Source organism: Roseburia sp. AF15-21 (assembly GCF_003479505.1).
Lineage (GTDB): Bacteria > Bacillota > Clostridia > Lachnospirales > Lachnospiraceae > Roseburia_C > Roseburia_C amylophila.
In genome coordinates this window covers 76,958-89,399 of the sequence record NZ_QUHG01000007.1, presented here as the reverse complement: position 1 = coordinate 89,399, position 12,442 = coordinate 76,958, and the positions used below count along the sequence as shown (strand labels likewise).

Below are 12,442 nucleotides of genomic sequence, written 5' to 3'. Positions count from 1 at the left end.
GCTGCAAATGCAGCGTCTCCTGTGGTGCACTAAAGTTGTTTATAGAAGAAAAAGCAGATTAGCTTGCAAAGAAGAAGGTAAACAGGAGGTTTTCTTTATATGAAAATTATTATGTTAGGAGCGCCGGGTGCTGGTAAAGGTACACAGGCAAAACAGATTGCAGATAAATATTCTATTCCACACATCTCAACAGGAGATATTTTCCGTGCAAATATCAAAAACGGAACAGAATTAGGCAAGAAAGCAAAACAGTATATGGACCAGGGAGCTTTAGTTCCGGATGAATTAACCTGTGATCTGGTAATGGACAGAATACAGCAGGATGACTGCAAGAACGGCTTCGTACTGGACGGTTTTCCAAGAACCATTCCTCAGGCAGAAGCATTGGATGCAGCACTTGGTAAAATAAACGAGAAGATGGACTATGCAATTGATGTAGATGTTCCAGACGAAAATATCGTAAATCGTATGAGCGGCAGAAGAGCCTGCTTAAATTGTGGAGCAACCTATCATCTTATTTCCATTCCACCAAAGGTAGAAGGAATCTGTGACCGTTGTGGCAGCGAAATCGTATTGCGTGAAGATGATAAGCCAGAGACAGTTCAGAAGAGATTAAAAGTATATCATGAGCAGACACAGCCATTGATTGATTATTATAAGAATCAGGGCATTTTAAAATCTGTAGACGGAACACAGCCGATGGATGAAGTATTCAAAGCCATCGTTACAATCTTAGGAGCGTAAATAATGTCGGTTACGATTAAATCAGCAGAAGAAATAGAGCTGATGCGTCAGGCAGGAAAGTATCTTGCTAAAGTACATCAGGAACTGGAACGTGCAATCAAACCTGGAATCAGCACATGGGAGATTGATAAAATCGGAGAAGAGACCATCCGCAGCCTTGGCTGCGAACCGAATTTTCTGAATTATCAGGGCTATCCGGCATCCGTCTGTGTATCGGTCAATGACGAAGTTGTTCATGGAATTCCAAGAAAAGACCATATTATTAAGGAAGGCGATATCGTAAGCCTTGATACCGGTCTTATCTATAAGGGATATCATTCCGATGCGGCAAGAACCCATGGAGTTGGTGAAATCAGTAAAGAGGCTGCTCTTTTAATAGAAAGAACCCGGGAAAGCTTTTTCCAGGGAATGCAGTATGCAAGAGCCGGAAGAAGGCTTTATGAAATCTCAGGAGCAATTGGAGATTATGCAGAAAGTTACGGCTACGGAGTTGTATATGATCTGGTAGGGCATGGCATTGGAACCCATCTTCATGAGGAACCGGAGATTCCGAATTTCCGTCAGTGGAGAAGAGGACTGAAGCTGAAGGCAGGAATGACATTGGCAGTTGAGCCGATGATAAATGCCGGAAGCCCGGATGTGGAATGGATGGATGATGAATGGACAGTAGTAACCTACGATGGTTCCTTATCTGCACATTATGAAAACACCATTTTGATTACAGAAGGAAGACCGGAAATCCTTACATTGACAGAGGAGGAAAGAGAATGTATCTGGCAAGAGTAAAGGCAGGTCACGACCGGAATCAGTACTATGTAGTGCAGTCACAGGATGAAAAATTCGTCTATCTTGTAAATGGAACCACAAGAACCTGTGACCGGCCGAGAAAGAAAAGCTACAAACATGTACAGCTTGTAAAAAAGCTTCCGCAGGAAGTCTTAGAAGCAGTAAATAACCCGGGGCTTACAGAAAATGCAAAAGCAGCAAAGCTGATTAAGGCTTATGAGCAATATATATTAACCAGAAAAGATTGATTTAGCAGGAGGAAAGAAAATGTCAAAGGCAGATGTAATTGAAGTAGAAGGAACAATTTTGGAAAAGCTTCCAAACGCAATGTTTCAGGTGCAGCTTGAGAATGGCCATCAGGTACTGGCGCATATCAGCGGCAAATTAAGAATGAATTTCATTCGTATCTTACCAGGTGATAAGGTTACGATTGAGATGTCTCCATATGATCTGACAAAGGGCAGAATTATCTGGAGAGATAAATAAGGAGAAAATTCGAGAAAAGTAGTTGATTTTTCGGATTCTCTATGCTAAAATGCTAAATGGACGCTTTTGTGAAAACAAGGGCATATTATGCTGTTTAGCAGAAAGAAAAGAGAAATACCCATGGAAACAGGTTTTCCGGGGCGCAGGCAAGTAGAAAGGAGGATTATGCTGTGAAGGTAAGATCATCAGTTAAACCTATTTGCGAGAAGTGCAAAGTTATCAAAAGAAAGGGAAGCATCAGAATCATCTGTGAAAACCCTAAGCACAAACAGAGACAGGGTTAATTTCCACTTTGTTTGAAAAATTATGTGCGGCTGCAGCGCATGAGAATGTGCTGTTCATAATATAACGCGAACGCGCGTGGTCTGTTGCGCAGTCCTTACATACCGAGAGGATGCAGCAGATTGTGGCTGGGATTGCTAAGCAATCATTACTATAGGAAGAAAAAGGTGTATGCACACATTTCAGGGCGGGAAACCGCAGCTGCATGGGTCTTTGGAATTCCTTACTATTAACAAAGAAATCTATATGGAGGTGTAAACACACATGGCTCGTATTGCAGGTGTAGATTTACCAAGAGAAAAACGTGTTGAGATTGGTTTGACTTATATCTATGGAATCGGCAGAGTTAGTGCTGACCGTATCCTTGCTGAGGCAAACGTTAATCCTGATACCCGTTGCAGAGACTTAACTGACGACGAGGTAAAAAGAATTAGTGCAGTAATCGATGAGACTCAGGTTGTAGAAGGTGACTTAAGACGTCAGACAGCTCTTGATATCAAGAGATTACAGGAAATCGGATGCTATCGTGGAATCCGTCATAGAAAAGGACTTCCGGTTCGTGGTCAGAAAACAAAGACCAATGCAAGAACAAGAAAAGGTCCTAAGAGAACTGTTGCAAACAAGAAGAAATAATTCTTGGCAACTTTATAATTTTAAATTTAAGAAAGTAGGTTAGTTTAGATATGGCTAAAGTTACAAAAAAAGTGACAAAAAAGCGTGTAAGAAAAAACGTTGAACATGGACAGGCACATATTCAGGCATCCTTCAATAACACCATCGTTACATTAACAGATGCTGAAGGTAATGCATTATCATGGGCAAGTGCCGGTGGTCTTGGATTTAGAGGTTCAAAGAAATCTACTCCATATGCTGCACAGATGGCAGCAGAAACTGCTACAAAAGCAGCTCTTATACATGGATTAAAAACAGTTGATGTTATGGTTAAAGGACCAGGATCAGGAAGAGAAGCAGCAATCCGTGCCCTTCAGGCAGCCGGACTTGAAGTTCTTTCTATTCGTGACGTAACTCCAGTTCCTCATAATGGATGTCGTCCACCAAAACGTCGTAGAGTATAATTAGGAGGGATATCTAAAATGGCAGTAAATAAAGTTCCTGTTCTGAAAAGATGCAGATCTCTTGGTTTAGAGCCAAGTTATTTGGGATATGATAAAAAATCTAACAGAGAATTAAAGAGAGCGAACAAGAAGGTATCTGAGTATGGCCTTCAGCTTCGCGAAAAACAGAAAGCAAAATTCATTTACGGAGTATTAGAGAAACCATTCCGTAACTATTATGATAAAGCAGACCAGATGAAAGGTATGACAGGTACAAACCTGATGACTATCTTAGAGAGCCGTCTTGATAATGTTATCTTCCGTCTTGGATTTGCAAGAACCAGAAGAGAAGCAAGACAGATCGTTGACCACAAATTCGTTACAGTTAACGGAAAGTTAGTTAACATTCCTTCTTACCTGGTAAAAGCTGGCGATGTAATCGAAATCAAAGAGAGCCGTAAAAATTCCCAGAGAATGAAAGATGTCGTAGAAGTAGCTGGCGGCAGATTAGTTCCGGAATGGCTTGATGTTGATGCAGAGAAAATGCAGGGAACCGTAAAAGAGTTACCTTCCAGAGAAATGATTGATGTACCAGTAGACGAGATGCTTATCGTCGAGTTGTATTCTAAATAATCATAAACTAGCGGGCTGAAAGAAGAAACAAATTACCCGAAAGAAGGAGGGGCTTTGTAGTGTTCGATTTTCAAAAACCAACAATTGAAATTGCTGAAATTTCTGAAGACAAAAGATATGGAAGATTCGTATGCGAACCTTTGGAAAGAGGATATGGTACAACACTTGGTAATTCTTTAAGAAGAATCATGTTGTCATCCCTGCCAGGTGCAGCAGTAAGTCAGGTTAAAATCGATGGTGTACTTCATGAGTTCAGTTCTATTCCTGGCGTAAAGGAAGATGTTACTGAAATCATTATGAACATCAAAGAGCTTGCAATCCGTAATAACAGCGCTGATGATGAGCCTAAGGTAGCTTATATTGAGTTCAGTGGTGAAGGCGTTGTTACAGCAGCAGATATTCAGGTAGATCAGGATATTCAGATTATGAATCCGGATTTAGTAATTGCACACTTAAACGGCGGTGCTGATTCCAAATTATACATGGAATTAACCATTACCAAAGGTAGAGGTTATGTCAGCGCAGATAAGAACAAAGATGCAGATTTACCAATTGGTGTAATCGCAGTAGATTCTATCTATACACCGGTAGAGCGTGTGAACTTATCCATTCAGAATACCCGTGTGGGTCAGATTACCGATTACGATAAACTGACACTTGACGTATATACCAATGGAACACTTGCTCCAGATGAAGCAGTCAGCTTAGCTGCAAAGGTATTAAGCGAGCACTTAAGTCTTTTCATTGACCTTTCCGAGAATGCTAAGACAGCAGAAGTCATGATTGAGAAAGAAGACAATGCGAAGGAAAAAGTTCTTGAGATGAACATTGACGAACTGGAGTTATCCGTACGTTCTTACAACTGCTTGAAGAGAGCAGGTATCAATACTGTTGAAGAACTTACAAACCGTACACCGGAAGATATGATGAAAGTTCGTAACCTTGGACGTAAGTCTTTGGAAGAAGTATTAGCAAAATTAAAAGAATTAGGCCTTCAGCTCAATCAGGGCGACGAGGTTTAAGATAACTCAGTGCAGCAGCACCAGTAAGTCCGACGAGCGTGGTGATGTTGGTTCATGAGTGGCACAAAACAAGCATTCGGTAAGTAAGTCCGATGAGCATGGCCGGATGTACCACAAATGGAGGAATAAAAATGGCAAAGTATAGAAAATTAGGAAGAACATCTTCCCAGAGAAAAGCATTACTGAGAAATCAGGTAACAGCATTATTAAACAATGGTAAAATTGTTACCACAGAAGCAAAAGCAAAAGAAATCCGTAAAATTGCAGAAGGCCTTATTGCAATGGCAGTTCGTGAGAAAGATAACTTCGAAGAAGTTACTGTAAAAGCTAAAGTTGCAAGAAAAGACAAAGACGGCAAGAGAGTAAAAGAAGTTGTAGATGGTAAGAAAGTTACTGTATATGACGAAGTGGAAAAAACAATCAAGAAGGATAATCCTTCCCGTCTTCATGCAAGAAGAGAGATGTTAAAAGTTCTTTATCCTGTAACTGAAGTTCCTACAGAAGCAGCTGGAAAGAAGAAAAATGCAAAGAAAGTTGATTTAGTTGCAAAATTATTCGACGAAATCGCACCTAAGTATGCAGACCGTAACGGTGGTTACACAAGAATCGTAAAGATTGGTCAGCGTAAAGGTGACGGAGCTTTAGAAGTTCTTATCGAGTTAGTATAATTAACATCGTTTTATATGAATCAAAAAAGAGTCAGGACATTCGTGTCCTGGCTCTTTTTTTGCTTGTTTACAGGAAATGAGACATTTGTCAACTTGATGGAAAGAGACAATTGTATATAATGAAATTAAGACAAAAGAATGGAGCAGGGAACAGACGATGAGACAATTTATGAAACCAGAAAGAATTCGAATCATAGCAGTGCTGGCTATTTTCAATTATATATTTTTAGGCTCGGAGTATCTGTTTGACAATATGATACGCTATGCAACAGATTCCGCAGGAGTAGTAAGGGCACAGAACTATGTGCTGGGAATCAGCGTAATAGGATTCCTGTTATTCCCATGCATTAACCGTTATTTTAACCAGAAGATGCGGGAGATAGGTTTATATTTATTGCCGATAGCAGGAATCATCTGCATTTTCGTAATTCAGGAGCATTTGTCCTATCGAAGTATGCTTTTATCCGGATTCCTGCTTTATATTTTATATGGCATGATTGGAAGTGCTGTACATTATTATGCTGCGGTAAGCCTTTCGACAGAAAAAGGACTTGCACAAACCGTTGGATTTGGATATGCCTTTGGATTATTGCTTCAGTTTATCAGCAATAATCTGATACATAACAGCACTGTAGAGTCTGTTGTACTTTCCGTTTTTCTGGCGGCAATGGTATTGCTGGTTCGCAGACTGAGTCTGGAATGCAGCCGGGGGGGAGTAGGAGCAGAGGATTCAGGGTCAGATTCAGATACTGATATCCGGAAGAATAACAGGCGAAGCCTCCGGCATCCGATGCTTGCGGCATTGCTTTTGATTTCGATAGTGGTTCTAATGACATGCATTTTTTCCAGTCTAGACAATGCAGTAACTTTAGTACATGCAGGTGGAAGTATAGATATTGGTCAGTGGCCGAGATTATTGCTTGCGGTAAGCGGACTGTTGGCAGGAGTGCTTTTTGATATAAAAGAGCATAGATTTATGCAGATTATGATGTACTGTGTGACACTGCTTTCAACAATGTGTGTAGTGATAATAGTCTGGGGTGGGCCATTTATGGCAGGTCTTATTGTGTTCTATTTGTCCGCAGGCTTCTTTGTGGTATATTTTACCACCAGTTTTATGGACCTTTCCTATTATATGAAAGTACCGGAGTTATGGGCTGGACTTGGAAGGGCAACAAATAATATCTGTGTCGGGATTACAGGAACTATTTCCCTGATGCTGATAGAGACCGGGGATGGAATGCGCATCAGCATCATAGCATTGATTTTATTTGCAGTTATCAGTATGCTGGTATATTTGTATATGGTACAGTTTCGTATGGATATACAGGAAGAAAATATGGCAAAAATGTTGGAAAAAGAACGTGAAAAATTTTTGGAGGATAAATTCCAGGCATTTGTGAAGAATTATGCACTTACAAACAGGGAGCAGGATGTGTTAAGATTATTGCTTTCTTCTGATGAAAGTGTGCAGGTAATAGCAGAGCAGCTATATATTTCAAGAGCAGCATTGTACCGTTATATGGCATCTTTAAATGAAAAGACAGAGACGAAGTCGAGAATTGGGCTTCTTCAGTTCTATTATAGCTGGAAACAGCCATAAATCGTGGGAAATCTCTAAAATGAGACAAATGTAAACTTATCAAAACAGGTGGGAAAAGCGTATATTACATATAGTAAAAGGATGGAAAGGGAAGGAGAAAAAACGTGAGAAAAAAATCCATTAGAGGATTGCTTTGTCTGCTTATGCTGGTGGTACTGGGAGGCAGCGGAGCCTGTAACGTGTGCGGTGGAAGTGGCAGTTTATAGAAGAAAGTAAAGGAGAAAAAATATGAAGATGCGAAAGAAAATTTCCTGGTTGTTAAGCTTTTTTATGGTATTTTCATTATTTATGGGAAGTGCCGGCATGATTGTAAAAGCTGATGGACAGAAAGCAGTGGTCAGAATTGCAAGACAGGACAGCACAGCGACCGGAACCGTGTATTATAAATGGGATACGGCGGCTGAATGGACAGAAGTAAACCAGACTGCATATAATGATACACCAATAGAAATAAACAGACCGGATGACAGTCTTGATCATACGGTACATTTTAAAGTAGTATGTGGAACGGATACAATAATCAATCACTGTCAGGTGAATAAAAATGGTGCACAGGATGCAAGCCTTGACAAGAATATACTTACATCAGAGGGAGGACAGGCATTTTCTGTAAGTGCCTCAGAGCAGGTGGAACTGATTCTGGAATTTCGTACTGCAGCATCCGGAGGCGGTGGTTCCACAACGGGTCCGGCATCCGGAGAAACAATTGCAGTTACAGCAACTGCAGTGGGAGGAGCAATTGGAGACTTACAGATAGATGGCATGAGGATTGGTTCCGGAATGGGAACGAATATATCGGGCAGCTTTGCCGGAGATAAGACGCAGCAACACAGAGTGGCAATTGCAGCAGATTTTGGTTATGCATTTGCATCCATTATGGTAAATGGAACAGCAATTCCATTAGGTGGAACGACAGACCATCTGGAATTTGAAGTGGCTCCGGCAGATTCCTATCAGATTGAAGTGGCACTGACTACGAACAGCAGCCGTAATTATAATATTATATGGGCACCATCCCTTACAGTAGCAGAACAGCATGGATTTGGAAATGACTGCGTTATTGAACATGGAAGCGTGGAAATAATCAGTGCACAGTTAGGGGATGGAACTGTGGTAAATGCAGCAGAACTGGCAGGTGGAAATATAGCAGATGCATCCACAAGACTGGATGGAGACTTTGGCTATGCCGAATTTAAAGCAGGCACCAAAGTAACCATTAAGTTTACACCGGATTATGGTTATCAGTTATTGAGCGCATCTTTAAATGGTGGAAAGCTGACAGCAGTAGATTCACAGGTAAGTACCTTTGTATTGGATATGCCTGCAACAGATTTACATCTGAGTGCATTATTTACAAAGTCAGAGGATAAAGTAAATACGGCAAGTACAAAAGTAGACGGTGCAACCCTTGGAAATGCAGAAAACATTATTGGTTCCGGAAATCTTCAGTTAAATATTGCAGATATCAGTGGAACAGAACTGAATCAGATACAGAGTGGCATGCAGGCACAGGCAGGAAATGGAGAGATTCAAAGCTATCTTTCCATGGATTTATTCCAGGTCGTAAACAAAGGAAATTCCAACGATGCATGGGAAACCCAGTTGACCGATTTAAATGCGAAATTAAATGTAACCCTTCAGGTAAAAGATGAGATGAAGAACCAGCAGGGAACTTATTATGTGATTCGAGAGCATGATGGTGCCTATGAAAAACTTCCTGCAACGTATGATGCAGCAAGTGGAACCATAACCTTTGCAACTGATAAATTTTCGGCATATGCACTGGTATTTGAAGCCGGAACTTCATCAGGTACAACAACGCCGGGAAGCGGAACAACAGGAAATGGCAACGGCACAGCAGGAAGCGGTGCTGCAGGAAGTAGTACAACAGGAAATACCACCGCAGGAAACACATCACAGACCGCAACCGTGAAAACAGGAGACATGACTCCGGTTGGCATCTGGTTTTTACTGGCACTGTGCAGTGGTATAGGAGCTATTTATTTTGGATGCAGAAAACGGATAAAAGATTGAAAGAATATATTGGCAGACCACTCCTATATTGTTATAATAAAAAAGGTTCATGAAAATGTTATACAAATCAGCAGGAGGGTTTAGAAATGAGATTTAATATTGAAGGCGAACCAATGCCGGTTGTAGTCTGTGAATTAGAGTCAGGCGAAATGATGATTACCGAAAAGGGAGCAATGTCCTGGATGTCTCCGAATATGCAGATGAATACTGTTGGCGGCGGAATTGGAAAAATGTTTGGAAGAATGGTTAGTGGAGAGAGTATGTTTGTAAATACATACACTGCAATGAATGGTCAGGGAACCATTGCATTTGCATCCAGTTTCCCAGGATGTATCCGGGCATTTGAAATTCAGCCAGGGTCAGATATTGTATGTCAGAAGACAGCGTTTTTGGCAGCTACTTCAGGAGTAGAATTGTCCGTATTTTTTCAGAAGAGAGCAGGAGCTGGTTTCTTTGGCGGAGAAGGATTTATTATGCAGAGACTTTCAGGACAGGGAATGGCATTTGTTGAATTTGATGGCTATATCAAAGAGTATATGCTTCAGCCTGGCCAGTCAATTATCGTAGACACAGGATATCTTGCAGCAATGGATTCTTCCTGTTCTATCGACATACAGACCGTACCTGGCCTTAAGAATATCATGTTTGGTGGAGAGGGAGTATTCAATACCGTAGTAACCGGACCGGGCCGTGTATTCTTACAGTCCATGCCAATCTCACAGATGGCAGGATGTCTGCGCCCATATCTTCCAAGCGGAAAATAAATCTCCGAGGAAAAATGAAACTCCAACTGGAAAGTAAATCATAGTAATATGCAGAGAAAAACAGCAGCCTATGAACAGGATAAAGTTCATGAGCTGCTGTTTTCAATTTGCATGAGTAGCGTGAAACTCACAAAGGGTGTTTTTCGTAGTTGCCAAGCGATTATTATTTGTAAGAAGCTGCCGGTGGCGGGTTCTGTAGGTTATAAACTGGCGTTATAACTCTTCCCGCTGGGCTGCCGGCAGGGTGAAGATAAATTCGGTGCCGACTCCTTCGGTACTGATGACATTGATATTTTCATCATGTGCCTGAATAATTTCTTTTACGATAGAGAGTCCAAGACCGGAACCCTTCTTGTCCTTTCCACGGGACAGGTCGGTTTTGTAGAAACGCTCAAAAATTTTGTTCTGGCTGTCTTTGGGAATTCCGATGCCGGTATCCTTGACAGAAACAAATACTTTTTCGCTTTTCTTGGTGGTCTCAATGGTGATTTCAGAATCATGGTGGCTGAACTTGATGGCATTGTCAATCAGATTATAAACCACCTGCTGAATCTTGCTCATATCCGCTTTTACATAAAGTGTTTTACCGGCAAGAATCAGGTGAAAGGAAATCCGTTTGGCTTTGCAGGTTCCCTCAAAGGTAAGACAGGTCATTTTAATTAACTGGTTAATGTCAAATTCGCTGACGTCTAACATTGTGCCGTGGCTGCCGTATTTATTTAACTCTAAGAGGCTCTGGGTGAGCTTGGACAAACGGTCTGTTTCGAAAACAATGATATTTAAATATTTTTCCTGCATCTCCGGTGGAATCGTTCCATCTAACATGGCTTCCACATAACCTTTGATGGAAGTAAGCGGAGAACGAAAATCATGGGAGACATTGGAAATAAATTTACGCTGGTCATCCTCCAGGGTATTCAGCTCATTTGCCATATAATTTAGAGAAGCGGCAAGATAGCCGATTTCATCATTTTTATGCACCGGAATTTTATAACTGAAATTGCCCTCGGCAAAAGCATCAGCACCCTTAATCATTTTGCGGATTGGGATGTAGATCTCGAAGCCAATGATAATCAGTAACAGGGTTGCACAGATAAAAATCAGAAGCAGAGTCAGGTACATAATATTCAGTAAATGTGCATGATGGTGCGTGATTACGGAAAGCGGCTGGTGAATCAGCACATATCCACGCACCTTGTAATTAATCGTAATCGGCGAAAATACCGTAAGATGCGTATCGCCATAATAATTATAAAAAGAACCGGTGGTGTAATATTTGCTGCCAAAATCTGCCACATTAAATCCGTCAATGTGTGTCAGGTGGTCCATGTCCACAGATGCATTGGAGTTAATCAGAATATCACCATCTGTATTCATGACCCATATTTCTGAAGAAAGATAAGTGCTAAGGGTGGCAAGACTGTCATGCAAGTCATCTACCGTAATATCTTCATTGAAATAATTTGAAGCATAGGTAGATGCAATCATATTGGCTTCCTTGTAAAGCCGGTCAACTTCGGTATCTTCAATATATTCATAAGTATAGTGGGAGCTGAAGGTGGATACAAGAATAAAGCCGAGAATGCCAAAAATCACATATCCAATCAGCAGCTTCAGATAAAGTCGTTTCTTCATTCTTTAACCTCGAATTTGTATCCGATGCCCCAGACTGTAGAAATGCTCCAGGCGGTATGATCGTTAATTTTCTCACGAAGTCTTTTTACATGAACGTCAACGGTTCTGGTATCGCCTACGTATTCATAGCCCCAGATATGGTCTAAAAGCTGTTCTCTGGTAAATACCTGATTCGGTGAGGATGCAAGAAAATAAAGAAGCTCTAACTCCTTTGGCGGCATATCAATTGTTTTGCCGTAATATTCTACGGAATAGTTGGAAAGATTGACCACCAGATCCGGATAAGTAACACATTTTAAATCCGGCTGTACAGGCTCCTGCTTCACCGGCTGGTAGCGGCGGAGCACTGCCTTGACTCTGGCAACCAGTTCTTTGGAATCAAAAGGCTTCATGATATAGTCATCTGCACCCAGCTCCAGTCCGAGAACCTTGTCAAAGATTTCACCTTTGGCAGATAACATGATAATTGGAACATTTGCTTTTGCCCGGATTTCACGGCATACCTGATAACCATCAATGCCCGGAAGCATCAAATCAAGAAGAATCAGATTTGGTGCATAGGTTTCAAATTCTTTCAAAGCGGATTCCCCATCATGAACCATCTTTGTATCAAAGCATTCTTTTGTCAGATAGAGGGAAATCAGTTCTGCGATATTAACATCATCATCTACAATTAAAATTTTCTGTTTTGCAGCCATAGGAAACTTCCTTTCTGTTTTACGTAGTTCAT

15 protein-coding genes are annotated in these 12,442 nt (G+C 41.0%); 13 read left to right on the top strand and 2 right to left on the bottom strand.

All coding sequences use genetic code 11. The features are described from left to right. The first annotated feature begins 99 nt into the window (after positions 1–99). From DWW33_RS10840 to DWW33_RS10780, 13 genes are all read left to right on the top strand, one after another. Positions 100–744 carry an adenylate kinase gene (locus DWW33_RS10840; protein WP_022242770.1) on the top strand — a complete coding sequence of 215 codons (645 nt, stop codon included), beginning with the start codon at positions 100–102 and terminating at the stop codon, positions 742–744. Positions 745–747: 3 nt separating this feature from the next. Continuing rightward, positions 748–1,530: a type I methionyl aminopeptidase gene (map, locus tag DWW33_RS10835; RefSeq protein WP_022242769.1), complete on the top strand. Its 783-nt coding sequence runs from the start codon at positions 748–750 to the stop codon at positions 1,528–1,530. After that, positions 1,512–1,778, top strand: coding sequence for a KOW domain-containing RNA-binding protein (locus DWW33_RS10830; RefSeq protein ID WP_117698353.1), 267 nt, complete (start codon positions 1,512–1,514; stop codon positions 1,776–1,778). The genes map and DWW33_RS10830 overlap by 19 nt, the downstream gene beginning before the upstream one ends. A gap of 19 nt (positions 1,779–1,797) precedes the next feature. Then, the gene (gene infA / locus DWW33_RS10825) at positions 1,798–2,016 is read left to right on the top strand and encodes a translation initiation factor IF-1 (protein ID WP_022242767.1); all 219 of its coding nucleotides are present in this window, start codon (positions 1,798–1,800) and stop codon (positions 2,014–2,016) included. Positions 2,017–2,186: 170 nt separating this feature from the next. Further along, a complete protein-coding gene (rpmJ, locus tag DWW33_RS10820; RefSeq protein ID WP_003022746.1) occupies positions 2,187–2,300 on the top strand; it encodes a 50S ribosomal protein L36 in 114 nt (37 codons plus the stop codon). 262 nt (positions 2,301–2,562) lie between these two features. Next, positions 2,563–2,931 (top strand): 30S ribosomal protein S13, encoded by a 369-nt coding sequence (gene rpsM, locus DWW33_RS10815; protein ID WP_022242766.1) that lies wholly within the window; start codon positions 2,563–2,565, stop codon positions 2,929–2,931. Positions 2,932–2,981: 50 nt separating this feature from the next. Next, a complete protein-coding gene (rpsK, locus tag DWW33_RS10810; protein ID WP_022242765.1) occupies positions 2,982–3,374 on the top strand; it encodes a 30S ribosomal protein S11 in 393 nt (130 codons plus the stop codon). Between the two features lie 18 nt (positions 3,375–3,392). Continuing rightward, the gene (rpsD, locus tag DWW33_RS10805; RefSeq protein ID WP_022242764.1) at positions 3,393–3,986 is read left to right on the top strand and encodes a 30S ribosomal protein S4; all 594 of its coding nucleotides are present in this window, start codon (positions 3,393–3,395) and stop codon (positions 3,984–3,986) included. 59 nt (positions 3,987–4,045) lie between these two features. Next, positions 4,046–5,008 (top strand): DNA-directed RNA polymerase subunit alpha, encoded by a 963-nt coding sequence (locus tag DWW33_RS10800; protein ID WP_022242763.1) that lies wholly within the window; start codon positions 4,046–4,048, stop codon positions 5,006–5,008. A gap of 131 nt (positions 5,009–5,139) precedes the next feature. Continuing rightward, positions 5,140–5,676: a bL17 family ribosomal protein gene (locus DWW33_RS10795; protein WP_118639500.1), complete on the top strand. Its 537-nt coding sequence runs from the start codon at positions 5,140–5,142 to the stop codon at positions 5,674–5,676. Positions 5,677–5,845: 169 nt separating this feature from the next. Beyond that, complete coding sequence (locus tag DWW33_RS10790) at positions 5,846–7,279, top strand: helix-turn-helix transcriptional regulator (protein WP_158577483.1); 1,434 nt, start codon at positions 5,846–5,848, stop codon at positions 7,277–7,279. A 228-nt stretch (positions 7,280–7,507) separates the two neighbouring features. After that, positions 7,508–9,313 (top strand): hypothetical protein, encoded by a 1,806-nt coding sequence (locus DWW33_RS10785; RefSeq protein ID WP_118639498.1) that lies wholly within the window; start codon positions 7,508–7,510, stop codon positions 9,311–9,313. Positions 9,314–9,399: 86 nt separating this feature from the next. Continuing rightward, on the top strand, positions 9,400–10,077 hold the full coding sequence (locus tag DWW33_RS10780) for a TIGR00266 family protein (RefSeq protein ID WP_118639497.1): 678 nt from the start codon (positions 9,400–9,402) through the stop codon (positions 10,075–10,077). Between the two features lie 213 nt (positions 10,078–10,290). On the opposite strand, the gene DWW33_RS10775 is transcribed toward DWW33_RS10780, so the two are convergent. Then, positions 10,291–11,712, bottom strand: a complete 1,422-nt coding sequence (locus DWW33_RS10775; protein ID WP_118639496.1) for a HAMP domain-containing sensor histidine kinase — start codon at positions 11,710–11,712, stop codon at positions 10,291–10,293. Next, positions 11,709–12,410: a response regulator transcription factor gene (locus tag DWW33_RS10770; protein WP_117698358.1), complete on the bottom strand. Its 702-nt coding sequence runs from the start codon at positions 12,408–12,410 to the stop codon at positions 11,709–11,711. The genes DWW33_RS10775 and DWW33_RS10770 overlap by 4 nt, the downstream gene beginning before the upstream one ends. Between the last annotated feature and the right edge of the window lie 32 nt (positions 12,411–12,442).